Source organism: Franconibacter pulveris, from assembly GCF_056780215.1.
In genome coordinates this window covers 1,002,011-1,028,150 of record NZ_CM165555.1, presented here as the reverse complement: position 1 = coordinate 1,028,150, position 26,140 = coordinate 1,002,011, and the positions used below count along the sequence as shown (strand labels likewise).

Annotated in this window: 22 protein-coding genes; 9 read left to right on the top strand and 13 right to left on the bottom strand. The window is 60.1% G+C overall.

What is annotated here, in order from left to right:
• Positions 1-315: 315 nt before the first annotated feature.
• The 7 genes from ACU4F7_RS04880 to ACU4F7_RS04850 form a co-directional block, all read right to left on the bottom strand.
• On the bottom strand, positions 316-402 hold the full coding sequence (locus ACU4F7_RS04880; protein WP_481638695.1) for a Hok/Gef family protein: 87 nt from the start codon (positions 400-402) through the stop codon (positions 316-318).
• Positions 403-790: 388 nt separating this feature from the next.
• A complete protein-coding gene (gene fhuE, locus ACU4F7_RS04875; RefSeq protein ID WP_035887571.1) occupies positions 791-2,983 on the bottom strand; it encodes a ferric-rhodotorulic acid/ferric-coprogen receptor FhuE in 2,193 nt (730 codons plus the stop codon).
• Between the two features lie 276 nt (positions 2,984-3,259).
• The gene (locus tag ACU4F7_RS04870) at positions 3,260-3,667 is read right to left on the bottom strand and encodes a DUF2000 family protein (RefSeq protein ID WP_024557769.1); all 408 of its coding nucleotides are present in this window, start codon (positions 3,665-3,667) and stop codon (positions 3,260-3,262) included.
• A 113-nt stretch (positions 3,668-3,780) separates the two neighbouring features.
• Positions 3,781-4,632 carry a helix-turn-helix domain-containing protein gene (locus ACU4F7_RS04865; RefSeq protein ID WP_481638154.1) on the bottom strand — a complete coding sequence of 284 codons (852 nt, stop codon included), beginning with the start codon at positions 4,630-4,632 and terminating at the stop codon, positions 3,781-3,783.
• 112 nt (positions 4,633-4,744) lie between these two features.
• On the bottom strand, positions 4,745-5,980 hold the full coding sequence (gene agp / locus ACU4F7_RS04860) for a bifunctional glucose-1-phosphatase/inositol phosphatase (protein WP_481638153.1): 1,236 nt from the start codon (positions 5,978-5,980) through the stop codon (positions 4,745-4,747).
• Between the two features lie 115 nt (positions 5,981-6,095).
• On the bottom strand, positions 6,096-6,542 hold the full coding sequence (locus tag ACU4F7_RS04855) for a GNAT family N-acetyltransferase (protein ID WP_481638152.1): 447 nt from the start codon (positions 6,540-6,542) through the stop codon (positions 6,096-6,098).
• 17 nt (positions 6,543-6,559) lie between these two features.
• The gene (locus ACU4F7_RS04850; RefSeq protein ID WP_481638151.1) at positions 6,560-7,162 is read right to left on the bottom strand and encodes a helix-turn-helix domain-containing protein; all 603 of its coding nucleotides are present in this window, start codon (positions 7,160-7,162) and stop codon (positions 6,560-6,562) included.
• A 43-nt stretch (positions 7,163-7,205) separates the two neighbouring features.
• Between ACU4F7_RS04850 and ACU4F7_RS04845 the strand changes: the two genes are divergently transcribed.
• Entirely contained in the window at positions 7,206-7,892 is a 687-nt protein-coding gene (locus ACU4F7_RS04845) for a B3/B4 domain-containing protein (protein WP_481638150.1), read from the top strand.
• 82 nt (positions 7,893-7,974) lie between these two features.
• Positions 7,975-8,844, top strand: coding sequence for a class A beta-lactamase (gene bla / locus ACU4F7_RS04840; RefSeq protein ID WP_481638149.1), 870 nt, complete (start codon positions 7,975-7,977; stop codon positions 8,842-8,844).
• A gap of 55 nt (positions 8,845-8,899) precedes the next feature.
• Here bla and ACU4F7_RS04835 read toward each other — a convergent pair whose 3' ends face one another.
• The 5 genes from ACU4F7_RS04835 to opgC all read right to left on the bottom strand — a co-directional run bounded on the left by ACU4F7_RS04835 (position 8,900) and on the right by opgC (position 12,969).
• Positions 8,900-9,247, bottom strand: coding sequence for an ATP-binding protein (locus ACU4F7_RS04835; RefSeq protein ID WP_481638148.1), 348 nt, complete (start codon positions 9,245-9,247; stop codon positions 8,900-8,902).
• A gap of 76 nt (positions 9,248-9,323) precedes the next feature.
• The gene (locus tag ACU4F7_RS04830) at positions 9,324-9,662 is read right to left on the bottom strand and encodes an STAS domain-containing protein (RefSeq protein ID WP_029590903.1); all 339 of its coding nucleotides are present in this window, start codon (positions 9,660-9,662) and stop codon (positions 9,324-9,326) included.
• On the bottom strand, positions 9,659-10,864 hold the full coding sequence (locus ACU4F7_RS04825) for a PP2C family protein-serine/threonine phosphatase (RefSeq protein ID WP_481638147.1): 1,206 nt from the start codon (positions 10,862-10,864) through the stop codon (positions 9,659-9,661). The genes ACU4F7_RS04830 and ACU4F7_RS04825 overlap by 4 nt, the downstream gene beginning before the upstream one ends.
• Before the next feature lie 9 nt (positions 10,865-10,873).
• Positions 10,874-11,779 carry a hypothetical protein gene (locus ACU4F7_RS04820; protein WP_029590900.1) on the bottom strand — a complete coding sequence of 302 codons (906 nt, stop codon included), beginning with the start codon at positions 11,777-11,779 and terminating at the stop codon, positions 10,874-10,876.
• A gap of 11 nt (positions 11,780-11,790) precedes the next feature.
• The gene (gene opgC / locus ACU4F7_RS04815; RefSeq protein ID WP_414842460.1) at positions 11,791-12,969 is read right to left on the bottom strand and encodes an OpgC domain-containing protein; all 1,179 of its coding nucleotides are present in this window, start codon (positions 12,967-12,969) and stop codon (positions 11,791-11,793) included.
• 344 nt (positions 12,970-13,313) lie between these two features.
• Here opgC and ACU4F7_RS04810 point away from each other — a divergent pair, with 344 nt between their 5' ends.
• The 7 genes from ACU4F7_RS04810 to ACU4F7_RS04780 are packed head-to-tail and all read left to right on the top strand — an operon-like array spanning position 13,314 to position 24,701.
• On the top strand, positions 13,314-15,128 hold the full coding sequence (locus ACU4F7_RS04810) for a glycosyltransferase family 2 protein (protein WP_481638146.1): 1,815 nt from the start codon (positions 13,314-13,316) through the stop codon (positions 15,126-15,128).
• The gene (locus ACU4F7_RS04805; RefSeq protein ID WP_481638145.1) at positions 15,125-16,459 is read left to right on the top strand and encodes a DUF3131 domain-containing protein; all 1,335 of its coding nucleotides are present in this window, start codon (positions 15,125-15,127) and stop codon (positions 16,457-16,459) included. Before ACU4F7_RS04810 ends, ACU4F7_RS04805 begins: the two co-directional genes overlap by 4 nt.
• Positions 16,456-18,003 (top strand): DUF3131 domain-containing protein, encoded by a 1,548-nt coding sequence (locus ACU4F7_RS04800; protein WP_481638144.1) that lies wholly within the window; start codon positions 16,456-16,458, stop codon positions 18,001-18,003. Before ACU4F7_RS04805 ends, ACU4F7_RS04800 begins: the two co-directional genes overlap by 4 nt.
• Positions 17,988-19,382, top strand: coding sequence for a DUF3131 domain-containing protein (locus ACU4F7_RS04795; RefSeq protein WP_481638143.1), 1,395 nt, complete (start codon positions 17,988-17,990; stop codon positions 19,380-19,382). Before ACU4F7_RS04800 ends, ACU4F7_RS04795 begins: the two co-directional genes overlap by 16 nt.
• Complete coding sequence (locus ACU4F7_RS04790; RefSeq protein WP_029590893.1) at positions 19,379-19,816, top strand: globin; 438 nt, start codon at positions 19,379-19,381, stop codon at positions 19,814-19,816. The genes ACU4F7_RS04795 and ACU4F7_RS04790 overlap by 4 nt, the downstream gene beginning before the upstream one ends.
• Entirely contained in the window at positions 19,813-22,512 is a 2,700-nt protein-coding gene (locus tag ACU4F7_RS04785; RefSeq protein ID WP_481638142.1) for a hybrid sensor histidine kinase/response regulator, read from the top strand. Before ACU4F7_RS04790 ends, ACU4F7_RS04785 begins: the two co-directional genes overlap by 4 nt.
• The gene (locus ACU4F7_RS04780) at positions 22,509-24,701 is read left to right on the top strand and encodes a glycoside hydrolase family 2 protein (protein ID WP_481638141.1); all 2,193 of its coding nucleotides are present in this window, start codon (positions 22,509-22,511) and stop codon (positions 24,699-24,701) included. The genes ACU4F7_RS04785 and ACU4F7_RS04780 overlap by 4 nt, the downstream gene beginning before the upstream one ends.
• Positions 24,702-24,751: 50 nt before the next feature.
• On the opposite strand, the gene ACU4F7_RS04775 is transcribed toward ACU4F7_RS04780, so the two are convergent.
• Positions 24,752-26,023 carry a globin domain-containing protein gene (locus ACU4F7_RS04775; RefSeq protein WP_481638140.1) on the bottom strand — a complete coding sequence of 424 codons (1,272 nt, stop codon included), beginning with the start codon at positions 26,021-26,023 and terminating at the stop codon, positions 24,752-24,754.
• Positions 26,024-26,140 lie beyond the last annotated feature (117 nt).

Below are 26,140 nucleotides of genomic sequence, written 5' to 3'. Positions count from 1 at the left end.
AATAGATTATAATTTAAATAAACAGCATTTTAAATAAAAGATATTTCAATGTTGTCTTGCTTTTTGTTCTATAAGCGACCTTCTGACATTACCGGCCAATACAGCTTCATTCTTTTATTCAAAACCACTTTACTGTTTTATGCTTTGCCTGGACCCTTCACATCATTCCCCGTCCCCTGACTTTCCCCGGCTCATCAAAACTTCTCGTCACAAGAAAGCAAAAGGGCTGCCAGCCTGAACTGACAGCCCGTTTAAAGGCGCTCGCGGTATGCTGACCCATCCTGTAAAAGCGGGGTCGCCCCCGCTTTCGGGTTGCTACTTACCGGATTCGTAAGCCATAAGCGCAACAACCTCCCTGAATCCGTCCTTATAGCGAACGCCGCAGAGCGGGTTTCGCAGCATGAAAACGAGTAATAACAGCGTTACACAGACCATTAATGCTCGTAAGATCCGGGGGTTATGCGGCAGCTTCATAGCGTTGTCTCCTTGCCTTTCGGCTGGTAAGAGGCTACTCTGGATGTGTCGAGCATTCAGAGTGGGCCTCGTTGGTTAATAAAATGACCTTCGGGGCTTTCTTCTTTCTGCCTCAACACTATCCGCACTTCTGCCGACGGCCTGAAGCAAAAAGCCTCAAGCGCCGCCGCTATCATACTCTCCCGGCTCGTTGATACCTTACACAAAACCGCCCTGTTCACCCGCTGCTTTTTCTGAAAAATATCTATTACAGCAATAAGTTACAGGCAATAAAAAAGGAGACCGCAGCCTCCTTTTGTTTATATGAACCGCTCAATCAGAAGCTGTAGGTGCCGCTGACGGAGAAGTTGCGCGGCGCGCCGTATACACCATAGGTGCCCAGGTAGTTGTAATACTCTTTGTCGAACAGGTTATTGAGGTTCGCCTGCAGCGCAAAGTTTTTGGTGACCTGGTAGCGGCTGAAGAGATCGACCACCGCGTAGCTGCCCTGGGTGATGCGCTCATCGCCGTTCGGGCCGGCGACGTCACGCCAGGTTTTGTTCTGCCAGTTCACCCCGCCGCCCACGGCCAGCGCCGGCAGCATCGGCAGCTGATAACGGGTGAAGAGCTTCAGCGTGGTGCGCGGCTGGTCCGGGTTGACCGCCGTGCCGTTGTTCTCTTCCGCCACGTAGCGGGTGGCGCCGAAGGTGAGCTGCCAGTTGTCGGTGAGTGCGCCGTTCAGCTCGAACTCCACCCCGCGGCTGACCGCATCCACAGACTCATACGCTTCCTGACCACCGCTGTTCGGGATGTACTCGCCGGTGCCGACCGGCACCCCTTTCTGCTCGGTGCGGAAGACCGCAAGCGTGGTGGTCAACGCCGTGTTGTTCCAGTCCGCCTTCAGCCCCGCTTCGTAGCTGCGGCCTTTGGTCGGGTCAAGGAATTCGCTGTTGATGTCGCGCTGTTCCGTTGGCTGGAAGATAGAGGTATAGCTGGCGTAGGCCGACCAGGTGTCGTTGATATCGTAAACCAGGCCCGCGTACGGGGTTACGTCATCGAACTGACTGTTGCGGATCTCATCCGGTTTGCGCTCGAGGTTGTACTGCGCGCTCCAGTCGGTATAACGCGCGCCGACGATCAGGTGCAGCGGGTCGGCAAGCGAAAAGCGCGCAGAAGCGTAAAGCGATTTCTGACGAATGGTGTCGCGGCTGTAGAGCGCCCAGTCGGTCCACTGCGGGTCCGCCAGTTGGCTGCCGTCGTTGTAAGCGTTGCCAATCGGAATGATGCCCGCGCTCGGGTAAGAGTTATCATAGTTGTTGCGCTGACGGCTGTAGCTGCCGCCGACCATGATTTCATGCTGACGCTCAAACAGCTCAAAGCCGCCGCGTATGAAGGCATCCACCGCATCCTGTTTGCGGTTGCCGCGGTTCCAGCCGCCCCACGCGCCCTGATACGCCGCCGGGTCCATATAGCCGGTGGAGCGTTCCGGGTAACCGTCCCAGTACATCAGCTTGCTGTCGAAGTTGGTTTCGGTATGCATCGCGTTAACGCGCGCTTCCCAGCCGTCGCCGAAGCGCTGCACCAGGTTGGCGAAGACTTTGCGGGAATCGTTATCGGAATAGGCCCAGTCCGCCGCCGGGTTGAACTCGCGGTCATAATGGGTGCGGCTGCCGTCGCTGTACCAGGTCGGCCAGCCGCCCCAGGTCGGGCTGTCTTCGCTGCTTTCCTGATAGTCGTAACCGAGCGAGAGCGTGGTGGTGTCGGTCAGGTCCGCATCTACGATGCCGTAGAGGAATTTTTTGCGGTAGTGGTTGCGGTCAAGCCAGGTGTCGTTGTCCTGGTAGCCGGCAATGACGCGCCCGCGCACGTTGCCCGATTCGGTCAGCGGCGACTGCAGGTCCAGCACATAGCGCTGCTTATCCCAGCTGCCGTACGTGGCGGAGGCCGAGCCCTGGAACTCTCGGCTGTCGGCGTGCTTGCGCACGAGATTGATGTAGGCGGACGGGTTGCCGGTGCCGCTCATCAGCCCCGCCGCGCCGCGCACCACTTCCACGCGGTCATAAATGGCGGAATCAAGCGCGGTATCGCCGAAGTTCCAGCGGTCGCTGACCGTGGTCGGCAAGTCTTCGTAAGCGTAGTTGTTGATGAAGAAACCGCGCGCGTAGAAGGTGGTGCGGTTGCTGTCGATGGTATTGGTGGTAATGCCTGTGGTGTTGCTCAACACCTCGCCCACCGAGTCGAGATCCTGGTCCTTGATGCGTTGCTGGCTGATAACGCTGACGGACTGCGGAATATCGCGCGGCACCAGCAACAGCTTAGTGCCGGTGGTGGTAGTTTTCACGCTGTAATCGGTTGAGCCGTCGTCGGCGGCGGCCGGGGCGCTGCTTTCCACCACGACGGTGTCTTCGGTTTTGGTTTCAGCGGCCATCGTGGCTGCAGGCAGCAGCGCTAAAGCGATGCTGGCCGCCAGTAGCGAGGGCGCAACGGCAGGCTGAGCCTGCACCTTCCTGGAGCGAATAGTGAAAGACATCATTAACCTTTTTAGTATTTGAAATGATGACGCACCGCCAGCGCAACGGCGATAAGCGCGTGTGTGGTCGTTTTTATGCAAAGATTGCGCATGAAAATAAGAATGAGAAATATACTCATTTGGTTTAATGATGTAAATGTGCGAGACAGAATGTGTACAGCGAAACGCAAACGTTCACAAAAATCGGTAAGCAAGGAGTATCGAGAAAGAAGCGTTGCCGGGCGGCCTGATGTCGCATTTGATGATGCCCGGCGGCGTACCGCCAGGCCAGCGCGTTTAATGGTGCAGCGATAAGCCCTTAATGGCTTTATCTACCGCTTTTTTCGGCCCGCGCAGGGCCAGCCCCACCAGGTTTAAGTTGTCGGCGTCTTCCGCCATAAAGACCTCCCGGTTGGCGGCGTCATGGCCCGTTGAAAACATGGCGAAAACATAAGGCACCAGCGTCAGCTCCCGCTCAACCCCTACCCGGTGCGCCTTTTGCAGGCCCGCAAGGTCGCCTTCAAACACCAGCACGGGTTGCCCAAGCATATTGCCGTACTGGCGGCCTTTGGCATCGACATAGGGCTCTCCCATGGCGTCGGGCGCGGCGCAAGCAACGCCGGTCGCCAGAAAGGCCACGACGTTCAGGCGCTGCCAGACGGCCAGATCGTCACGGACAATAATCGCTACTTTGGTATCAAACATCAGGTTCTCCGGATTCATGGACGGCAAAAGCCCATCATCGGCATTCTGACAGGGTGAAATCTAGAACGTTTGTGCAGGAAGAAAACCGCAGCGCTTGCGCAGAGCGCAGAGGTTCACTGCGCGTTCGCACACTGGCGCTGATAGGCCGCAGGCGTTAGCCGGTAAGCGCGCTGGAACCAGCGACCCAGATGGCTCTGGTCGGCAAAGCCCACCTGCGTCGCCACCAGCGCAGGCTTAAAACCCTGCGCCAGCAGCGTGCGCGCCGTACGCAGCCTTAAGCGCACAAGGTACGTGTGAGGCGATAAGCCGAACGCTTTTTTAAACTCGCGGGTCAGCCGAAAGCGGTCGACGCCTGCGTAGCGGGAAAGCTCGTCAAGGCCGATATCCAGCGCCATGCCGTCATGCAGATAGTCGCGCACCCGCAGCATCTGGCTGGCGGCATCACTGTAAACTGACTGCGGCCGGGTACAGATGTGTTTTGAGAGCAGCGCCAGCAGGTGATCGAGCGTCTGGTCGCGGGCGAGCCGCCCTTCGCCATGGTGGATAGCCGAAAAAGCCTGCACGATGGCGTTATTGAGAAAGCTGTCGTCGGTAAGGGTATGTTTAAACGCCGCCTGTAGCGCAGACACGTCGCCCAGCCCGCGCCGGGCCAGTTTTTCCGCCACCCACGCCTGCGGCAGGTAGAGCATCAGATAAGTGAAGCCTTCCGCGTGCGGGGCGTGGCCGTCATGCACCGCGCCAGGCTCGATGAGAATCGCCCTGCCCGGCGTGCTGGTGTGCAGCGAGCGGTTGCAGTTAAAGCGTTGAAGCCCCTGCTGCGTAACGCCGACCAGAATTTCATCGTGGTCGTGCGGGTCGTACGCGTGGCCGCAAAAATGAGCATGCACGCTCTCTATTCCGGTTTCCCCGTCGCGCTGCAGGTGGATCCAGTCCCGGCTTGCGCCCTGTTGCCCGCCCGTTTTCATACGCCGTGCTCCGCCTTTTAAAAAACGCTGAACAGGAAGTATCCGCATTTGTGGGGCTTCATGCAAAACAGGAGTGGAAAAAAGCGCGGAAGCGGTTCCGCGCTCTGAGGGATTATCGCTGCGCCTGTTTCATGACCTCTTCGAATTTCTCCCACGGGCAGAAGCCGTTAGCGTCGGCCGGGCAGCCGTTCAGCTCAAGCGTCACGCGCTGAGGCGGGCTTGCCAGCGAAAGCGGCGCGGCGTTGCGAAGCTGTTCGGTGCTCTGGTAGACGTACTCCACCTTCATCAGGTTCTGGTTGGTTTTTTCGTCATGCCAGCGCTGGAAAACAATCTTCCCGCCAATCGGCGTGCGCTCGTACTGGTCGTGAAGTTGATAAGGCTTGAAATCGAGCGCCGTCAGCAGCGAGGCGATATTGGAGTCATGCCCCACCAGCACCGTCACCGGCGCGCGCGTTTTGTTCTCCACCAGCGCGCCGTCGATATATTTCACCAGCGGCGCCGCCACGTTGCGCGCCACCTCGGGCGAGGTGAAAAGCGTATCCTGGTAGCCGTTTTTCAGGGCGGAAAGCTGCCGCCACTGTTCTGGCGTTTTGATCTCGCCCCACGCCACCTGGTCTTGCGGGAAGCCTTCGTAATACTGCAGCGTAAAGGCGTCCGCCAGCGAGTTGCCCACCTTCAGCGGCCCGGAAACGCCCGGCTCTTCGCCCGCATTGGCTTTAAAACTGTCTTTGCCGTGAGCCAGGTCGCACTGCTGCTTCTCCTTGCAGGAGGCGGAGTCTTTGTAGTCGGTCACCTGCTCCAGCAGCTTATAGCTTTCGTCCAGCGCATAATTTGCGCGCTGCTTTTCCATCGCCTGCACGGCCTGCTGGCTAAAGGCGCTCTCTTTGTTAGTAATAACCGGGTTAAAGGTCGGGTCCATCTTGCCCATCGCCGCCTGATGATGAACGGTAATGTCGCAGCCGGGGAAGGCGCCGTTAGTAAAGAACTGCGCGGTGGCGACGGTACGCTGAAGGCTGTTGGCGTACACGTAAACGCTCGCCGGCAGCGGGCATTCGTTCTCTTTAATAAGCCCCTGCTGCGCCAGCCATTCGCGCATATAGTGGCCCATATAGACTTCGAGCACGCCGCCTTTGGTGGTCAGCTCGCCGCCCGGCACGTCCCACTGCGGCCATTGCCGGGTAGTGGACTGCTCCAGCACGCTGCCGTTATTGGCAAGCGGCGCGCGCAGGTTGTGGCGGCTCATCATCAGCACCTGTTTAAGCTGGTATCCCTGCGGCGCGTCCTGCGCCTGCGCCAGTGCGCTGGCGGATAAAGCGCTGATAAGCAAAGCGAGTGTTAAACGGGTCATGCAGGCTCCTTTTTTATAAGTAAAGTCACCCGAGAGTATGACGTTTTTGTGACACCCCGCCGTTACCGCGCTCCCATTTAGCCAGACGAAGATCGTATTGATGCGAAATAAGGGCTTAGCGTTGATAAATATCCGGTCGCGCAATTTGCCAGACAAAGTCCGGCGTGTTTACCGCCTTATACCCGACCTTTTCATAGAGCCAGGCGGCGGTGGAGGTCACGAGCATGATGCGTCGCAGTTTCGCCATCAGCGGATGGGACTGGCAGCATTCAATCAGCCACAACCCCAAGCCGCCGCCCTGGTGCTCCTCCAGCACATACACGTCGCACAGATAGCCGAAGGTGGCGAAGTCGGTCACAATCCTTGCAAAACCTATTTGCGCCTCGTCAGCAAACAGGCCAAAGCAGAGGCTGTTCGCCACCGACAGCCGCACGGTCTCTTTATCAATGCCCTCCGCCCAGGAGGAGCGGGTGAGATAAGCGTGGATAGCGTCAATATCGAGCCGCGTTTTATCGGTCGTGATGCAAAAACGCTCGCGGCGCCAGTTAAGCGGTGTGGTCATGTTAATCCTCAGGTTGCTTATCGTTGCAGTTCCGCCACCGTCATGGTGAAGCTCAGCGGCTCGTTGTTTTCATTGGCATATTCATGGGGAACGTCGGTACGCGCCACCGCCGCGCTCCCCTGCGTAAGCGCTGTGCGAACGCCGTCGACAATCAGCGTCAGCGTGCCCTGCTCCACGTGAAAGAGCTCAAACGTGCCCTGCGGGTGGCCTGGCGAAGCGAACCGCTCGCCGGGCGGCAGGCTCCAGCGCCAAAGCTCAACCATATCCGGCCCGCTGCTCCCTGCCAGCAGCCGCGCCGCGCCGCCCTTCTCGCCCGTCCACAGCACCGGAATATCCGCCTCGTCGATCACGTGCACGTGCGGTTTGCTGGCGACATCCACCATCTCTGCCACCGAAACGCCCATCGCCGCCGCCACTTTACAAAGAATGGCGATACTGGGATTGGCCATTCCCTTTTCCAGCTCCACCAGCATCCCTTTGCTGACGCCCGCACGGTGTGAGAGCGCATCCAGGGTGAGTTTCTGCTGTTTGCGCCAGGCTTTAATGCGCAGGGCCACCGCCTCGCTGACCGACTGCACGTCGGCGCCGCTTTCAGTCAGTATATTGACTTTATTGGTCACTAGTCACTACCATGAAATAAATTAGTCATTACAGGATTATCAAATGGTCGCCATTACGCCGTCAATCGATCCCCGTGTTACCGCTCTGGCGCCCGGCTTTCGCGCGTTGAGTATTGCTGTGCAGGCCGCGCCTGTGGTTAACCCGCAGGCAGGCGAAGCCGCGCTTGCCCTGGCCTGCCGGCAGGTGCTGGCCAACGACGCCGCGTGGGCGCAGGCGCACCTGGATGCCTGGGCCCACGTGTTCCGCCAGTTTGGCGCAAAACCGAACCGCACCCCCTGCTCCGCCGAAGCGCTGCGCAAACGCGTGTTAAAAGAGGGCTCGCTGCCCGCTATCGATCCGGTTGTCGATTTATACAACGCCGTCAGCCTTCGCTACGCCATCCCGGTGGGCGGAGAGAACGCCGCCGCCTACGTCGGACAGCCGCGCCTGACCCTCGCCGATGGTCGCGAGCGCTTCGACACCCTGAAAGCCGGCGAGCCCGTTTTTGAATCGCCGGAGCCGGGCGAGGTTATCTGGCGCGATGACGAAGGGGTGACCTGCCGCCGCTGGAACTGGCGCCAGGGCGTGCGTACCCGCCTCGGCGTGGAAGCTCAACAGATGTGGTTTATTCTGGAAAGCCTGCCCGCAATGCCGTTGGAAGCGCTTCATGAGGCTGGCGACGCGCTCACCGAAGGGCTGCGGCAGATGATGCCAGGCGCGCAAATCACTACCACGCTGATTGAAAGCTAAGCAACGCCGCGCGGTGGCGCTGAGTCCTTTTTGGCGGCTATACTCGCCCTGCCCCTGAATACGCTCATTAAAAGGACTGATAATGCTGACAAAAGGTGTAGTACGGCTGCTGGCCGCCGCCGCGGCGTTAGGGAGCGCCACGCTCAGCCACGCCGTCGATTTATCACAGCTAACCGCCGCCGCGCAGCAGGAAGAGAAAACGCTTAACGCCCGCCTCGGCGTGACGGTGCTGGACACCGCCACCGGCAAAACCGCCAGCTACCGGGGCGATGAACGCTTCCCGTTGAACAGCACCCATAAGGCGCTGCTGTGCGGCGCGCTGCTAAAGCAGGCGGACGAGAAAAAAGTCAGCCTCACCGAGGCGGTACGGTTCGATAAATCCCGGCTGGTGGAATACTCGCCGGTGACCGAAAAGCACACCGCCCCGCAATTCATGAACTGGCTGCAATTGTGCAGCGCGGCGGTCAGCTACAGCGACAACACCGCCGCCAACCTCATCAGCCAGAAAGCGGGCGGGCCGCAGGGGGTCAACGCGTTTTTACGCGCCAACGGCGACAAGACAACGCGCCTTGACCGCCTTGAGCCAGCGCTGAACGAAGCCCGCCCCGGCGACGAGCGCGACACCACCACCCCGCAAGCGATAAGCCGGACGCTGCAAACGCTGCTGCTTGGCGATGCGCTGTCCGAAGCGTCGCGTAAACAGCTCATCCGCTGGATGATGGACGATAAAGTCGCCGACGCGCTGCTGCGCAAATCGCTGCCGAAGGGCTGGACCATCGCCGATAAAACCGGCGCGGGCGGCTACGGCTCGCGCTCGATTATCAGCATGGTCTGGCCGGAAAAAGGCGCGCCGCTGGTGGTCGCCATTTATATCACCCAAACTGACGCTTCGCTCTCGCAGAGCAACGCCGCCATCGCCCGCCTCGGCCGCGTCATTTTCCAGCAACATTAAGGCCCTTGCGGGCCTGTTGCCGCCCAGCGCACCGCCCGTCAGAACCGGGGCCCCTTTAATAATCGGTGCGCTTAATCAGCGTGGTGTGGTTTTCGCCATCCTGCCGCGCAATGTTGAATTCATCCACGCTCAGCAGAATAAGCATCACGCCCCGGCCGCTTTCCAGATCCATCTCGCTGTCGCTGCCGATTTTGTTCCACGCCTTCTGGATGGCGCCTTCCGGCATCGGCGCGCCGCCATCGGTAAAATGTACGCGCACTTCGTCAGGCTGGCGCTCAAAAGTCGCGGTAAACGCGCAGTCGCTCTGCTCGTTCAGCGCGTGACGAATGATGTTCGCCGCCGCTTCGCACACGGCGAGATCGAGCGCATAGCGCCACGCGTCGTCCACCGGTAAAGGCGCCATGTGTTGCGCTAACCACTGCGCGATGTCAGGCAGCGAGCTTAGGGCTGCCGGAAACGTCACAGAACCGTTCATAACGTTACGGGTTAAAACGGGACAGCGCCGAGGCGCGGTCGGGACTGATGGTGAATATCCGGTCCATTCTGGTCAGCGCGAACATATTTTTAATGCCGGGATTCAACGCGCAGACCACCAGTTCGCCTTTGCCGTTCATCATCTTGAGCAGCGAAACCAGCGTGCCGAGGCAGCTGCTGTCGATAAAATCGACCCGGGTAAAGTCGATAATCATCGATTTCGGCTCTGCGTTGATTTCCCGCGCCACGCCTTCCCGAAACGCGGCGGAAACCGAGGCGTCAAGGCGTCTTACCGCTGGCGTCAACACGTTAACGGCGGGATGGCGTTCGATTTCGATATTCATTGGGCAACTCCTCTGCGTTCAATAATCAGCAATGACACATCGTCGGTCATCGTTCCGCTGTGGCGGCCCGCGTCGCTGCGCCAGTGGACCAGCTGCTCGCCAAAGCGCGACAGCAGCGCCTCTACCGTAAATCCGGCATGCTGCTGCAGCCACGCTTGCAGCCGGGCCTGGCCAAACTGCTCGCCCGCCGGGTTTTCACATTCGGTAATGCCGTCGCTGAACAGGCATAGCCGCTCGCCCTCATGAAGGGTAAAGGCGGTATCCTCCCACGCCAGATGCGAAAGCAGCCCCACCGGCGCGCCGCCGCCGCCGGTCTCTTTCACTTCGCCGGCCGGGGTCACGATAAAGGGGGTGGGATGCCCCGCCTGACACAGCCGCCCTACCCCGCTGCGCAGGTCGATGACGCCGTAAATCATGGTGAAATAGCTAACGATGTCCGGCTCTTCGCTACAGAACCTCTCGTTCAGCATGCGCACCACTTCCGCAGGTGACGTCACGCCGCCCTGCTCGTCAAACAGAAAACGCTCCACCACGCGCCCGTGTAAAAATTGCCGCGCCACCGCGAGCGACATCATCGCCGCGCCAACGCCATGCCCCGCCACGTCGACAAAATAGAACCCCAGATGGTTATCGAGCGGAAACAGGTTAAAGATATCGCCCGACACCCAGGCGGAGGGCAAAAACAGCCAGTCGGCGAAATAGTCCTGATAGCGCAGCCGATGCGACGGCAGCACCGACTGCTGCAGCCGCGCGGCGGCCTGCAAATCCTGCTCTATCTGCCCCAGCGCTTCGCTTAACCGCGTGTTATGCGCGGCGAGGCTCGCTTCAAGCTCAAGAATGCGGATGCCCGCGTGCAGCCGCGCCCGCAGTTCGCTCTGGTTCACCGGCTTGCTGAGGAAATCGTCGGCGCCCGCGTCAAAGCCTTCGGTCAGATCGTCGGCGCTCTCGCGGGCGGTGAGCAGAATAACGTAAACATAGTGGCCGAATTGCCGCTCGCGAATGGCGCGACAGAGCGTCAGCCCGTCCATCACCGGCATCTCCCAGTCGCTGATGACCATATTGACGGCGGTCTGCGCAAGGATGTTCAGCGCCGCTTCGCCATTTTCCGCCTCGCTGACCTGATAGCCCCATTGCGCCAGCATTTTCGCCAGCAGGCGGCGGTAGACCAGCGAGTCATCCACAATCAGTACATGTTGCGACATCGCGACTCCTTAAAGCGGTAAATACCAGATAAGGCTGACCGTGCCTTCGCGGAATCTGGCGTTGCCATTCTGATGGCCCGGAAAGCGCGTGCCGGCATAATTGGCGTACTGAATGGAGAACGAGCCGGGCGTATAGCCCGCGTAGCCGAAGCTGTAGCTGTAGTCGCCGTTCCAGGGCTGCTGCTGGCTGCGGTCGGGATACCAGAAGGCGGTGGCGCGGATAAAAAAGTGCTGCTTAAAGGTGTAGCCGCAGCCGCCCAGCAAGACGTTTTTATTTTTCTTCAGTCCGTTGCTTTCAACGTCATAGTAGCGAGGCACCCAGCTGTAGCCCGCCTGGCAGATAAGGGAATCGCCTTTGTTAATCAGCAGATGCTTTTCCAGCGGCTTCGGCAGCGAAAATTTATAAGCGAGCGTGACTGCGCCCTGCTCAAAGTAAGTGCGCCTGTCGTTGCCGGAAGGCCAGAAGTGGTTATCGCCATAGTTGCTGTAAACCAGGCTTACCGTGTTGGCGTGCCAGTCGTCATAGCCGAAGCTGTAGCGAAAATCCGTGGTGTAGCGGCTGGTATCGGTGACCGGCATTCGCGTGGTGATATTGGCGAACCAGTAGCTGTAAGGCGAATATTGCAGGCTCAGGTTCAGGGTCTGATTGATCTTCTTTTTCTGTTCGGCGCTTTGTGAGCTGTTCGGAATGGTGACCCACTGCTCTTTCAGGCCCGAACTGAAGCTTAACGCGCCGGAAAACGGCTTATCATTGCCGGAAAAAAGCCGTCCCCAGCGGCTGGTGAAGACCCCCGCCTGCACCGGCTCGCCCTGGCTGTCCCGCAGGGTTTCGTCATGGTTTGTCTGCGTTTGCGCCGCATACGCGGCGGGCGTCGCACTCAGCAAAACGCCTGCCAGCAAGACCTTTTCCCGCATCCTCTTTTCCCTCAGTTGGGTATCCAGCGCGCGCCGACGTCATATTTCGCCATTAACCACAGCACGCCCAGCGCCACAGCATGCACCAGCGTGTTGGTGAACCAGGCTTCGCGCCATAAATCAAAAGTGACCACCTGGCTTACCGCCAGTACCACGTACACATGCAAAATAAAGGTGTAAAGCGAATGCTGCCCCAGCGGGATAAAGAACCAGCCGGCAGCGCGCCAGAGGGGCGTCCAGCAATAAGTGAGCAGCAGGTAGACCGCCACCATCAGGCTGATGTCGTTCAGCACCCGCACCGGGCCAAGGCCGTTTTTCGCAGCCCAGGTGTGGTAAAACGCGTTGAAATCCGCAGGCGAAATAACGTGCATCAGCAAAGCGGGCGGCATAAACGGGTTGGTATGGTTTTGCGCCACGAATGCGAGCGCCAGGGCGATAACCACCAGCACGCCCACCGTGATTTTGCCCGGCGGCGTGCGGGCAAGAGAGAGCAACTCCGCCTTGTACCAGCCGCAGGTCATGCCGATAACGTAGATAAACTGCCAGGCGAGCAGCGGAAAGGCGAACTCAAACTCTGAAACGGTGACGCGCACCGGCCAGCGCTGCCAGAGACAATAGACCGCCAGCGACCCGGCGAGCAGCCAGGCCGCTTTACGCTTAATCAATAGCCATAAAAAGAGCGGGCTGACCAACAGCAGGCAAATATAGAGCCCCAGAATTTGCGTCTGGTGTGGGCCGATTTGCAAATAAAGCACGATGTTAAACCACGTCTCTTTAATTTGCGGCGTGGTGGGAAAAAGCGCCCAGGCGGCGCCGGAGTAGCGGTCGGTAAAATGGGTGACCTCAAAAGTATTAATAAACGGCAGGTGCGTTAACAGATAAATGGAAAGTATGATGATGATATTTACCTGATATATTTTCCACGCCCGCTGCCAGAGCCCCCAGGATACCGTTAATAAATACGCTTTCTGCAAACGCTGGCGGTTTAGCATTCCCAACATAAAGCCTGAAAGAATGACAAACCCTTCCGCCCCGGTGGTTAAACCAAAACGTTCCCAGGTAAATATATTAAATACCGACATCACCTCGGTATGCGCCACCACCATCATCACCAGCGCGATGCCGCGCATAAAATCGATGCGCAAATCGCGTTTGTCCGCCAGGGAATAGCGCCATGGCGTTGATTTCATCAGCCTTTCTTTCGCAAGCGAAGGTGCAGTCTGGCTTATGGACATGGCGATCAGCAGGCCTCAAAAAAACGATGCGGGATATAATTTAATAGCTCAGTTCGCTTTTAACGGCAAAATTCACGCTGTTTTAAAAAGAAAAAAATATATCCTTTAGCGCTGCTAACCATTAAATAAAGCAAAACTGAAAATTCAAATTGATTAGCGTTTCTGGAAAGTTAACGGCAGCCATCTACACTCACTATTAGGTTTATTTTCATCAGTTTTATTAAACACGGACAGGATGAACATTTGCTCTGGCAAATTATTTCTCCATGAATTATTAAAACATCAGGACACCGGTGGCTATGGGGTTTTATTTCTCGCGATTTGAATCACGCTTGCCGCCTGAACCATTGCAAACGCCGCGCTGGGTGAAAATCGCCTGGCAAATACTCGCAGTGGCCGGGCTTATTCTTGGCGCTAACTATATTCGCTGGCGCTGGATGTCCTCTTTGAATATGGACGCCCTCTGGTACGCCATTCCGCTGGCGCTGGCGGAAACCCTCGCCTGGATTGGCACGCTGCTTTTTACTATCAACCTGTGGAAAGAGGTGGACCCGCCGCAGCTCGCGCCGCCCGCCGATATCAACGAGTGCCTCGCGGAGCAGGACCATACCGAGCCGCGCCCGGTGAAGGTTGATCTCTTTATCGCCACCTACTCCGAAGATGTAGAGCTGGTGCGGCTCTCCATTCGCGACGCGCTGAAAATGGCTTATCCCTTTCCGCTGGATTATCGCATACACGTGCTGGATGACGGCCGCAGGCCGGAGATGAAAGCGGTCTGCGACGAAGAGGGGGTGAATTACATCACCCGGCAAACCAACATCGGCTACAAAGCGGGTAACCTGCGAAACGGCCTGGAGCAGACCGATGGCGACTTTCTGGTTATCTGCGACGCCGACACCCGCGTTTTTCCTACCCTGCTCAGCCATACGCTGGGTTACTTCCGCGACCCGGATGTCGCGTGGGTGCAGACGCCGCAGTGGTTCTTCGACCTGCCGGAAGGCGAACGCCTGCCGCGCTGGCTGGCCCGTCGGACGGGCAAACCGGGCTACGCGCTGGGCTGGACGCTGGAGAAAATCGTCGGCCCCGTCACGCTCGGACGCGACCCGTTTTTTAACGATCCGCGCATGTTCTACGACGTTATCCTGCGCCGCCGCAACTGGGCGAACGCCGCCTTCTGCTGCGGCGCGGCCTCTGTCCACCGTCGCGAGGCGGTGATGCAGGCGGCGCTCAGAAGCTATGTGTGGAATGTGGAAGAGGAGATTGAGCGCCACACCCGCGACATCCAGGACCCGGCGATGCGCGAAGCGCTGCAGGAGGCCATGCGCCCGCACGTGGCGTTTGACACCGAGCTGACGCCCTATAAATTTCACGTTTCGGAAGATATTTATACCTCCATCGTGCTGCACGGCGACGACGCGCGCCGCTGGCGCTCGGTCATGCACCCGCGCATTGAATCGAAGATGCTCTCGCCGCAGGATATGCTGACCTGGATAATCCAGCGCTTCAAATATGCCGCAGGCTCGCTGGATATTCTGTTTCACGACAACATCTTCAGCCGCCGCCGCTTTAAGCTTTCGCTGCCGCAAACGCTGATGTACGGCACCACCTTCTGGTCCTATCTCGCCTGCGTCTGGAACACGGTGTTTCTGATCTCGCCGATCGTCTACCTCTTTACCGGGATCCCGCCGGTTTCCGCCTGGTCGACGCCGTTTTACCTTCACTTTCTGCCCTTTTTTATTGTTTCCGAACTGGCGTTTATGTTCGGCACATGGGGGATCTCCGCCTGGGATGGGCGCGCCTCGTACCTGGCTTTTTTCTCCATGAACCTGCGGGCGTTGAACACCGTGCTCAAGGGGGAGCAGATCAAGTTCCACGTAACGCCGAAAGAGCGGCAGACCGGGCGGTTTCTCTACCTGGTGAAGCCGCAAATCGCCATCGTGGCGCTGACGCTCGCCGGGCTTATCTGGGGCGGCGTTCAGGTGGCGCGCGGCCAGGTGGATGACCCGTCGGGCTATGTGATTAACATCTTCTGGGGCGCGGTGAATATCGCCGCCATGCTGCCGCTTATTCTCGCGGCGATGTGGACGCCTGCCGACGAGGAGGCCTCGTCATGAAAACCCGGGAGGCGCTGCTGAGCGCCCGCAGCTATATCACTATTCTGCTCGGCTTTTTGCTTGGCTTCGCCATTGTGGTCTGGGTGGAGCGGCAGATGCCGACTCGCGTGGAGAGCAGCGCGGGCATGACGCTGAGCGAAGATTTCCCGCCGCTGCCGGCGCCGCGCGAACTGAACTTCAACGAAGCGGTCTGGGCGCGGGTCGCCTGGCAATACTTCGTCAACAACACGCAGCCCAATGGCCTCGCCAACGCCCATGACGGCGAACCCTGGCTGAACCTCTGGAGCACCGGCAGCTACCTGTTCGCCGCGCTCGCCGCCCGCCAGCTTGATGTCATCACGCAGGCGGAATTTGACGAACGCATCACCGCCGCGCTGTTCGCGCTGGGCCAGTTGCCGCTGAACGCGCAGGGCCTGCCCGCCGCCTATTACCACGCCGACACGCTTACGATCCTCGGCAAGCCCGACAGCTCCGCCATCGGCATGGGCCGCCTGCTGATGGCGCTGGAAACGCTGCTCTGGCGCTATCCGGGCCATGCGGCGGAGGTGCGGGATCTCTTCAGCCAGTGGCAAACCGGCGCGCTCATCACCACCAGCGCAACCACCCGCGACTCCCTGCCGGTGCGCCACTGGACGCTGGCGACGGACGAACCGCGCAACAGCTTCGGCTACAGGCTTTACGCCAGCCATACGCTGCGGCTTATCGACAGCGCGGCGGGGCTTGCCGTCACCAACCCGCCCGAGGGCCAGCAGATGATGGATATCGACGGCATCATGGTGCCGGACGAGGGGCTGCGCACGCCGTGGGGGCGTCAGCCATCGCTGGTGAGCCTGCCTTATCTGCTCACCGGCCTTGAGCGCGGCTTTGACGCGCAGAGCGGCGAAATCGCCTGGCGCATTATGCAGATTCAGCAGCGCCGCCACAGCCTGCGGGTGCGTAAGCCGCCCATCAGCACCGACTATGCCGAACCGGCGCCCGATTACACCCGCGATCGGCCCAATCAGCCACCGGTTAACGAGCCGCTGCTAAGCGACATGCCGCCGGAGCAGCGCGCCATCACCTCAACCCGCTCCGCCTTCGCCTGGTATGCGCTGTTTCGCAACGACTGGAGCGAGGCGCTGCGCCAGCAGGTGCAGGCGCTGCAGGTGCCGGGCAAAGGCTGGCAGCGCGGGCTGAACCTGAATAACAGCACAAATAACGTCATTGATGCGGATACGAACGCGGTGGTGCTGGAGAGCCTCTCCTTCATCGCGCATGGCCAATTGCTGTGCCTGGCCTGCCTGAACGACACCCCGCCCCGCCCCTCTTCTCTTGCAGGAGCTACGCCATGAAGCTGAACTGTTTGTCCCTGTTTCGCCGGTGGGTCGGCTATGCGGCGCTCGGTCTGTTGTTAAGCAGCGCCCAGGCCGCAACGGAGCTGCCCGCCTCCGGCTATCCGGTGCGCAGCGGCGAGCTCACCGCCCAGGAGATGACGATGGCGAAAAACGCCTGGCAATATTTCGTCGCCAACTATCAGCCGACTACCGGGCTTGTGAACGCGGTAAACAAATACCCGTCCACCACCATGTGGGACAGCGCCTCGTATCTTGCCGCCATGACCGCAGCTCGCGAGCTCGGCATTATTGATAAAGCGGAGTTCGACCGTCGCATGCTGAAAATTCTCGCCACGCTCAACACCATCCAGCTCTATAACAACGAGCTGCCGAACAAAGCCTACAACACCATCAACGGGCAAAAGGTGAACTACCTGAACAAGCCCGGCGATATCGGCTTTTCGGCGCTGGATATCGGCCGCATGCTCTTGTGGCTGAAAATCATCAAAGAGCGCTACCCGGAATATGGCAACAGCGTGGATAACATCGTGCTCGGCTGGGACTTCTCCCACGTCGTCGACCCCTGCGGCACGCTCTACGGCGCGGTAGTTGAAAACGGCAAACCGAAATATGTGCAGGAGGGACGGCTGGGGTATGAAGAGTACGCCTCGGCGGGCTACCAGCTCTGGGGCTTCAACACCTGCCAGGCTAACCGCCCGGAGCCTTACGATCTGGCGGAAATCTATTGCGTGATGGTGCCCTATGACTCGCGCGACCCGCGCCAGACCTATCAGCATAACTATGTCGTTACCGAATCTTATCTGCTGCACGGGCTGGAGCTTGGGTTTGATAACCCCACCGACCGCGACGACAGCCCGCGTAACTTTACCCACCCCTGGATGAAAAACTTCGCCGATCGCGTTTATCAGGCGCAGGAGAACCGTTACGCCATTACCGGGATTTTAACCGCCCGTTCCGAGCACCAGCTCGATAAATCGCCCTACTTTGTCTACGACACGGTTTTCAGCGACGGCTTTAACTGGAACACCATTACCGATAAAGGCCAGTACGTGCCCAATTCGGCGGCGGTGTCGCTGAAAGCGGCGCTGGGCATGTGGGCGCTGTGGGACTCGCCCTACACCGATCGCCTGCTGACCACCATTGAAAACGCCAGCCAGCAAGGGCTTGGCTACTACGAAGGGCTGTATGAAAACGGCGACGGCCCAATCAAGGAGTTCACCGCCAACAACAACGGCATCATGATGGAGGCGCTGCTGTTCAAAAAAGAGGGCAAGCTGCTGCGCTTTAACACCAACCAGCCCAAAAACAAAGATTTCGCCCCGTCGCTGTGGGAGAAAAAGCTGGTCAACCTGTTTGAGGAGAACAACACCCGCCGCAACCGTCCCTTTATCGACCCGACGCCGGGCGTGAAGAACTGGTGCGAGCAGACCGGCACCGCGCTGCGCGCAGCCCCCTCCTGCCAGGCGTGCCAGTGCGCCTCCTGTAAGGACGACGCGCCTGTCAAATTGCCTCCGGTGACCGCCTCATGCTTAAAACAGTAAGCCGCCTGCTGCTGCTGGCGCTCCTGATAGCCCTGCTCGCTTTTGCGTTCGCCGCAAGAGACGGCGCGGGCTGGCGCTGGCTCACCAAAGGAGGCTGGCACACCACGGCGCGCATCAGCGCCCTGACGCCGCAGGAGCGCGAGTGGGCCGCGGTTGCCTGGCGCTACTTCGTCAATAACACCCAGCCGCAGACGGGGCTGGTGAACGGCAGCGACCAGCAGCCGCGCGTTACCCTCTGGCAGATGGGCGATACGCTGATTGCGCTGCTCGCCGCCCGTGAGCTGGGGCTGGTGAAAGAGGCGGAGTTTGACGACCGTCTGACGCGCCTGCTCGGCACGCTCAACCGCCTGATGCTCTCAGACAGCCGCACGCCGGGGCGAATGTACTCCACCCAGTCCGCCACCCTGGTCGATTTCGCCGGCAAGCCGGTGAAAAGCGGCTGGTCGGCCCGCGATATGGCCCGCCTGCTGCTGGCGCTGCGCCTTACCGCCGACTGGGCGCCGCAGTATCAGGAGTACCTTGAGCGCATCGTACTGCGCTGGAATTTCTGCCCGGTTGTCGATAAGCACGGGGAGCTGTGGTCATCGATGCTGGTGGAAGGCGCGCCGACGCTTCGCGAAGAGCTGCGTCTTGGCGAAAGCGAGTATGCCGCCAGCGCGTTTCGCCTCTGGGGATTCGACCCGCAAAAAGCGCTGAACCCACCTTCGCAGAACGTCATCATTTACCAGCGCGCGCTGGCGGTAGACGCCCGCGACCCGCGCACCACCTGGCAGCCTTCGCTTATCTCCACCCTGCCTTACATGCTGCCGGGCCTGGAGTTCGGCTGGCAGCCGCCCGGCATCAACGACGAAATCAGTCAGTCGCTGCGCGAGCGGGCGAACCGGGTCTATCTCACCCAGCAAACCCGCTGGGAAAAAGAAAAGGTGCTGACCGCCCGCGCCGACTATTTTGTCGGCGAAGCGCCCTGGCACGTTGCCGACACCGTCTGGGGCAACGGCTTTGCCTGGAATACGCTTGGCGACGACGGCAAGTATTACCCGCGCCGGGCGCAGGTCACCACCAAAGCGGTGTTCGCGCTGTGGGCGCTCTGGGAAACCCCTTATACCGACGCCCTGATGCGCGTCACGCAGCGGATGTTCGACGACAAGCGCGGCTGGTACGAAGGCCGGGTGGAAGCGACCGGCGATTACAACCGCATGGTGACGCTCTCCACCAACGCCACGGTGCTGGAAGCGCTCTTCTATAAGGCGCACGGCGGCCCTTTGCTGCGCAGCGGGCTTATCGAAAGCGACAGCTACTTCAGCCTGCGGGCGCAGGACACGTTTACTTCGCCGGGCCTCTGCCTGCCGGGCGAGCGCCGTACGGAGGCCAGAAAATGAAATTCTACCGCGACCTGTTTGACGCAAGCCTGAGCCGGGTCTTTCCGCAGGATGACAAAACGCCCTTTTTCAACGCCTTTTACGAGAAATTCATCCATATGTCGCCGGAAACGGAGCGCCATTTCCAGGCGGTGAACGCTGATGACCTGCGCCGCCTTATCCATAAAAGCTTTTTCGCCATGCTGGCGGTGGACGGCTCGCTGTTCGTGCCAGACTTTCTCGAAAGCCTGGCCCGCGACCAGGGCAGCGGCGGGATTGGCCTACCGCCGGGCTTCTTCGCGCTGTGGCGCCAGGCGATGCTCAATACCGTGCGTGAACGCGACCCGCTGTGCGACGAAGAGGTGCTGACCGCCTGGGCGATGTCGATTGCGCCAGGGCTTGAGTATCTGCGCCGCCAGGCGGAGCTGCACTACCAGGCGGGAGCGCGGCCATGAACACCCCGTCGCTGTTCGATCTCAACGCCCTGCCAGCGGCGGTGATGATTTATGACGCCGAAGAACGGCTGGCGGCGTGGAATGAAAACATCACGCGCTTTTACCCGACTATCGCGCCGCATTTGCAAAAAGGGGCCACGCTCTCAGAACTGGCGGTCCGCTTTATTGACGCCGCCTACGATACCGAGCCGGGACGTCGCCAGGCGCTGGCGGCCTCCATCGTCGCCAACTGTCGCCAGGATAACCATTGCGAAGTGCGCCAGACGAGCGAGCGCCGCGTCTTTGTGCAACACCAGCGGTTGCCGGATGGCGGCATCGTCAGCCTGCACACCGACATTACGCGGCTCGACATGGCCCAGAACTCCCGCCAGTTGCTGCATGACGATTTTCTGCTGGCGGCGGAATCCATTCATATCGGCATCTGGGACTGGCAGGTCACGCCCGATATTTTGCAAGTTAACGACGCGCTGCTGATGCTCACAGGCCAGCCGCGCGGCGAGTGGCATTACAGCGCCCGCTTCCTGCTGGGGCTGGTACATGAAGAGGACCGTCCCGTGCTGCGTGAAGCGATGCAGAAGGCGCGCAAACACCACCAGCCGGTGTTTGAGTGTGAGATCCGGGTGCGGCATGCGCAGGGGCACTGGCGCTGGATGCTGCTCTCCGGCCAGGTGATCACGCTCACGATGGACGGCGAAATGGAGCGCGTTATCGGCACGCTGCAGGATATAACCCGGCGTAAAGAGGCGGAGCTTATCGCCATTGACGCCGCGAAAGCCGCCCGCCAGGCAAACGAGGCGAAGAGCGCCTTTCTCGCCAATATGAGTCACGAAATTCGCACGCCGATGAACGGCATTCTGGGGATGACGCAGCTGTGCCTGGAAACAGACCTCAACGCCGAGCAGCGCGACTATTTGACCCTTGTCATGAGTTCGGCGCAGTCGCTTTTGCACATCATCAACGACATCCTGGATTTCTCAAAAATCGAGGCGGGGAAAATTGAGCTGGAGGAGGAGGCGCTGGCTATTCGCCCCTTTATTCAGACGCTCATCCGCCCGCAGATGCCCGCCGCCAGTGAAAAAGGAGTGGAACTGCTGGTGGATATCGCCCCGCAGGTGCCGGACGTGCTGCGGTTCGACAGCGTGCGGCTGCGCCAGATCCTCACCAATCTCTTAAGCAACGCGCTGAAGTTTACGCATCAGGGCGAAGTGCTGCTGGCGATAGAGCCGGATAAACGGGCGGGCCGCTGGCGTTTTCGCGTGCGTGACAGCGGCATCGGCATTCCCGCTGAGAAGCAGCAGCTGATATTTGAAGCCTTCAGCCAGGCGGACAGCTCCACCACCCGGCGCTATGGCGGCACCGGGCTTGGGCTGACCATCTCCGCGCGGCTTGTCGGCATGATGGGCGGCCTGCTTGAGGTGACCAGCGCGCCGGGCCTTGGCAGCGAATTTTCGTTCTCGCTGGCGCTGGAAAGCGCCCTTTCCGTCAGCGACAACCGCAAAGAGCAGCGTTTCAGCGGTGAGCGCGTACTGGTGGTGGACGATAACGCCACCAACCTGCGGCTGCTGAACGCGATGCTGACAGCCATGGGCCTCGCGCCCCAGTGCGTGGATAACCCCCGGGAGGCGCTGGTTCAGGTGTCGCAGCAGCCCCCTTTCCCGGTGATTTTGCTGGATGCGCAAATGCCCGACATGGACGGCGTTTCGCTGGCGCTGGAGCTCTCCGTGCTGCCGCAGGCGCGACAGAGCCGCATCATCATGCTGAGCTCCATGAACCGTCATTTCGACATGAACACGCTTAAGCGCATCGGCATCGCCCATTACCTCCACAAGCCGGTGGATCAGAGCGAACTGCATCAGGCGCTCAGTGCGCTGCTGCGTCCCGCCGCGCCCGCCGCGTTGCCCGCCGCTTCGCCCCAGCCCGCGCCAGGTGAGACGCCACAGCGCCCGCTGCGCATTCTGCTGGCGGAAGACAATCTGGTGAACCAGCGGCTGGCGAACCGGCTGCTGGAGCAACTGGGGCACCATTGCGAGACGGTGGGCGACGGCGCGGCGGCGCTGCGGCTGTGGCAGGAAGCGCGCTGGGATGTGGTGCTGATGGATTTGCAAATGCCCCACATGGACGGCGAAACCGCCATCGCGCTGCTGCGCGAAAAAGAGCCCGCGGGCGCGCGCCAGCCGGTCATCGCCATGACCGCCCACGCCATGCAGGGCGATAAAGAGCGCTGTCTGGCGATGGGCTTCGATGGCTATATCGCCAAACCCATAACGCGGGAAGCGCTGACCGCTGAGCTTAACCGCGTGACGGCGACCGCGGCGCCTGCGTGCGCGCCGAACGCGCAAACGACGCCTGCGGACGAAGGGCTGCCGGAGGAAGCCGCGCTGCTTGAACAGTGCGGCGGCGACCCGCAACTGGTCACCGAGCTGATGGCGATTTTTCGTAGCGAAATAGCCTTGCTGGTGGCGGAAATAGAACTGGCTATCGCCGGTCAGGATCGGGAAGCGCTGCGCCGCGCCGCCCATAAGCTGCGCGGCGAAGCCATCACCCTTGATTTTAACCGGCTGGGCGAGCTGCTGCGCCAGCTGGAAACCGGCGCGAAAACCCTGAGCGAGACACACCTTAACCAGCTGTTACAGGCTTTGCGCCAGGAGCAAACCCGCGTCGTCGCCTGGCTGCAACGAAGAGAGGAGAAGCGATGAGACGTTACGCGCTTGCGCTGTGGTGTTGTGTTACCGCTTTCGCTCAGGCGACCGCGCTGCCGGTCACCTGGTCTCTTGCCGGCGACTGGCGCGCCCATGACGCCAACGACCCGGCCTTTGACGGCGTGCGAGCCCGCGACGACAGCTGGTCTCCTCTGCGCGTGCCCGCCAACTGGTACAGCGCGGGACGCGATCATCAGGGAGCGCTCTGGTATCGCCACGCCTTTACCCTGCCGAAACTTAGCGACGATACGCTGGCGACGCTCACCTTCGACGGCGTGGATTACTTTGCCGATGTGACGCTTAACGGACAGCCGCTCGGCCGCCACGAAGGCTATTTTCAGCGCTTCTCGCTGGATGCCACCGACGCGTTGCGCCGCCATAACCGGCTGGCGGTGAAAGTAGATAGCCCGTTTGAGGACCCAAAAACTATCTGGCCGCTGCATAAAAACATGGTCAAGGGCGTGCTGAACCAGCATGACACGCGCCCCGGCGGCGCCTGGTCGCCGCAGGGCCAGGACGCCAACTCCGGCGGCATCTGGGCGCCGGTGCGGCTGCACCTGAGCCGCGGCGCGGCGATTGACGAGGTCATCGTACGCCCCGACTGGCAGGCGGGCCTGGAGAAACCCCGCCTGCGGGCGGAGATAGTTTACCGCGCCCGCGAAAACCGCCACGCCACGCTGCGCCTGACGGCCTCCCCCGCTAACTTTGCCGGCGACAGTTTTCGTCTTGAGCAGCCCGTGACGCTCAACGCCACCGGCAATACGGCGCAGCGCCTGACAATCACGCTGCCAATGGACGGCGCGAAGCTCTGGTGGCCCGCAGGCTACGGCAAGCCGCATCTCTACCAGATTCGGGCGAGCCTGCACGACGCGCAGGGGGTGATGGACGTGGCGAAAACCCGTACCGGGCTGCGTAAAGCGCAGGAAATGCCCGATAACCAGGGCTGGCGGATTAACGACAAACGTATTTTCATCAAAGGCTCCAACTACATCGGCTCGCCCTGGCTTAGCGAGATGACGGCGAAAACATATCGCCGCGATTTTCAGCTGGTGCTGGCGATGAACGCCAACGCCATTCGCGTACATGGCCACGTGGCGGGACGGCCGCTTTATCAGGTGGCGGATGAGATGGGGCTGATGATCTGGCAGGATGTGCCGCTCCAGTGGGGGTATAACAACAGCGAGGCGTTTGCCGACAACGCCGCGCGCCAGACCCGCGAGATGGTGACGCAGTTTGGCAACTCCCCGGCCATTATCGCCTGGGGCGGCCACAACGAGCCGCCATGGAACTCGCCGTGGATGGAAAAACGCTTCCCGGACTGGCATAACGATCTCAACCGGATGTTGACGGAGCGCGTGGCGGACGCGCTGGCGGAGGACACATCGCGCATCGTCCACCGTTTCTCCGCAGTCGAGGAGCACTACTGGCAGGGGTGGTATTTCGGCACCATGCGCGACATGCTGGCGCCCGCCAAAACCGGCATCATCACCGAATTCGGCGCGCAGGCGTTGCCGGACCTGGCGACGCTGAAAACCATTATTCCGCCGCAGCTGCGCTGGCCCGCCACCACGGCGGCGGACGACCCGGGCTGGACGCGCTGGAAATACCATAACTTCCAGCCGTTCCAGACCTTTAAGTTCGCCCACATCCCGCGCGGCGAGAACCTGGAAACGTTCATCCATAATACCCAGCAGTACCAGGCGCAACTGGTGGCGCTGGCGGCAGAGAGCTACCGACGCCAGCGTTACCAGCCGGTCACCGCGCTGTTCCAGTTTATGTTTGTGGAGACCTGGCCTTCGATAAACTGGGGCGTGGTGGATTACCTGCGTAAGCCCAAGGCGGGCTATTACGCCCTGCAGCGCGCCTATCAGCCGCTGCTGCCCTCCATCGAACCGGTGACCGCCGTCTGGCAAAAAGGCCAGCCCGGCAGCGTTGGGCTGTGGGCCATTAATGACACCTTCGCCGATTGCCGGGCGTGCACGTTAAAGTGGACCGTGACGCACAATAACCGCACCCTGCTGGCGTCGCAGACGCGCCGGACGCTGGCCGCCGACAGCCTGAACAAGATTGAGACGCTGAACATCACGCCGCAGGCGGCGGGCGAGCTTCTGGTGAGCTTTACCATTTACGACGCGAAGGGAAAGGTGGTGGGGAAAAACCGCTATCGCGAAACGGTGAAAGAGTAAGGTTTATCGGGCAATGAACAGGCCGGGCAAGCCCCGGCCTGTATTGTCTGTCAGAAAGCGACGCCGCCGGTGCCGAACGCCTCGCTGTGGATTTGCGCCTGTGGGATCCCGGCGTTAATCAATGCGCGGTGCTGTTCCTGCATAAAAGGGAGAGGGCCGCAGAGATAATAGTCCGCCGTTTTCGGCAGATACGACGGCGGCACCGCGGTGAGATCGAGCCGCCCGTGCAGATGGTAATCCGCGCCCTGCACCTCATGCTCTTTCACCTCTTCATACGCGATAAACACATGCAGATTGCGGTTCTCTTTCGCGAGCGCCTTAATCTCCTTGCGCAAAGCGTGTACGTCGGAACCGCGGGCGGCATGCAGGAAATAGATCTGCTTTTTATTTCGCTCCGCCGCCGCCTCGCCGCCGTTTTGCCCCGGGTGGCTGTGCGGGTCGGCGGTTTCCGCCAGCAGATGGTTGACCATAGAGATCATCGGCGTCAGGCCGACCCCTGCGCTTATCAGCACGTTGTCTTTATCGGGGTTCAGCAGGTAGAAGTTGCCGGTGGGCGCGCTCAGCTCCACCGTGTCGCCTTCGTTAATGGATTTATGCAGCGTGGAGGAGACGTAGCCCGGGTCCTGCCCCGGCGCGCGGGCCTCTTCACGCTTGACGGAGATACGCAGGTAGTTATCGCCGGGGCTGCTGGAGAGGCTGTACTGCCGCGGCTGCTTCATGCCCAGCGCCGGAACGTAAATGCGCAGGGTGACATATTGCCCCGGCTTATAGTCAGGCAGCGCTTTACCGTCTTTCGCCACCAGGTAAAACGAGGTTATCTCCGCGCTCTCCTTGACCTTTTTATCCACCACGAAATTACGCCAGCCGAGCCAGCTTCCCTCGGTGTTCTGGTGCGCTTCGTAGATTTTCTTCTCGGTGGCGATAAAGATATCCGCCAGGTCCTGGTACGCCGCGCCCCAGGCGCCAATCAGCTCATGATCCATGGGGATGGTGAGCACTTCGCTTATCGAGTGCAGCAGGTTTTCGCCAACGATGTCGTAATCCGGCGCGTTGATATTCAGGCTCACATGCTTATGGCAGATAAGCTCAATGACCGGCGCCAGCACGCCAGGGTTATCAATATTCTCCGCATAGGCCAGCACGGCGCCCGCCAGTGCTTTCGCCTGCGCCCCGCTGCGCTGGTGCCCCATATTAAACACCTCTTTTAACTCAGGGTTCTTTCGCAACATGCGTTTATAAAAATAATCCGTTAACGCCACGCCATTCTCTTTAAGCACCGGCACGGTATCTTTCACTAATTGTTTTTGCGTTTCCGTCAACATAGGGCCTCACATTGATAGTTATCGTCATCGTGACGCTTTATAGGGAAGATCTCCTTAATCGCCGTAGGGCTATAACGAGTATAAGAGGAAAAGCAAGGCTCTGCCGGGAAGGGCGCG

What these genes read in the sequence shown, in the direction of transcription:
- ACU4F7_RS04880 (WP_481638695.1), bottom strand. Translation starts at nt 402, where the DNA reads ATGCTGCGAAACCCGCTCTGCGGCGTTCGCTATAAGGACGGATTCAGG.
- fhuE (WP_035887571.1), bottom strand. Translation starts at nt 2,983, where the DNA reads ATGTCTTTCACTATTCGCTCCAGGAAGGTGCAGGCTCAGCCTGCCGTT.
- ACU4F7_RS04870 (WP_024557769.1), bottom strand. Translation starts at nt 3,667, where the DNA reads ATGTTTGATACCAAAGTAGCGATTATTGTCCGTGACGATCTGGCCGTC.
- ACU4F7_RS04865 (WP_481638154.1), bottom strand. Translation starts at nt 4,632, where the DNA reads ATGAAAACGGGCGGGCAACAGGGCGCAAGCCGGGACTGGATCCACCTG.
- agp (WP_481638153.1), bottom strand. Translation starts at nt 5,980, where the DNA reads ATGACCCGTTTAACACTCGCTTTGCTTATCAGCGCTTTATCCGCCAGC.
- ACU4F7_RS04855 (WP_481638152.1), bottom strand. Translation starts at nt 6,542, where the DNA reads ATGACCACACCGCTTAACTGGCGCCGCGAGCGTTTTTGCATCACGACC.
- ACU4F7_RS04845 (WP_481638150.1), top strand. Translation starts at nt 7,206, where the DNA reads ATGGTCGCCATTACGCCGTCAATCGATCCCCGTGTTACCGCTCTGGCG.
- bla (WP_481638149.1), top strand. Translation starts at nt 7,975, where the DNA reads ATGCTGACAAAAGGTGTAGTACGGCTGCTGGCCGCCGCCGCGGCGTTA.
- ACU4F7_RS04835 (WP_481638148.1), bottom strand. Translation starts at nt 9,247, where the DNA reads ATGGCGCCTTTACCGGTGGACGACGCGTGGCGCTATGCGCTCGATCTC.
- ACU4F7_RS04830 (WP_029590903.1), bottom strand. Translation starts at nt 9,662, where the DNA reads ATGAATATCGAAATCGAACGCCATCCCGCCGTTAACGTGTTGACGCCA.
- ACU4F7_RS04825 (WP_481638147.1), bottom strand. Translation starts at nt 10,864, where the DNA reads ATGTCGCAACATGTACTGATTGTGGATGACTCGCTGGTCTACCGCCGC.
- ACU4F7_RS04820 (WP_029590900.1), bottom strand. Translation starts at nt 11,779, where the DNA reads ATGCGGGAAAAGGTCTTGCTGGCAGGCGTTTTGCTGAGTGCGACGCCC.
- opgC (WP_414842460.1), bottom strand. Translation starts at nt 12,969, where the DNA reads ATGAAATCAACGCCATGGCGCTATTCCCTGGCGGACAAACGCGATTTG.
- ACU4F7_RS04810 (WP_481638146.1), top strand. Translation starts at nt 13,314, where the DNA reads ATGGGGTTTTATTTCTCGCGATTTGAATCACGCTTGCCGCCTGAACCA.
- ACU4F7_RS04805 (WP_481638145.1), top strand. Translation starts at nt 15,125, where the DNA reads ATGAAAACCCGGGAGGCGCTGCTGAGCGCCCGCAGCTATATCACTATT.
- ACU4F7_RS04800 (WP_481638144.1), top strand. Translation starts at nt 16,456, where the DNA reads ATGAAGCTGAACTGTTTGTCCCTGTTTCGCCGGTGGGTCGGCTATGCG.
- ACU4F7_RS04795 (WP_481638143.1), top strand. Translation starts at nt 17,988, where the DNA reads ATGCTTAAAACAGTAAGCCGCCTGCTGCTGCTGGCGCTCCTGATAGCC.
- ACU4F7_RS04790 (WP_029590893.1), top strand. Translation starts at nt 19,379, where the DNA reads ATGAAATTCTACCGCGACCTGTTTGACGCAAGCCTGAGCCGGGTCTTT.
- ACU4F7_RS04785 (WP_481638142.1), top strand. Translation starts at nt 19,813, where the DNA reads ATGAACACCCCGTCGCTGTTCGATCTCAACGCCCTGCCAGCGGCGGTG.
- ACU4F7_RS04780 (WP_481638141.1), top strand. Translation starts at nt 22,509, where the DNA reads ATGAGACGTTACGCGCTTGCGCTGTGGTGTTGTGTTACCGCTTTCGCT.
- ACU4F7_RS04775 (WP_481638140.1), bottom strand. Translation starts at nt 26,023, where the DNA reads ATGTTGACGGAAACGCAAAAACAATTAGTGAAAGATACCGTGCCGGTG.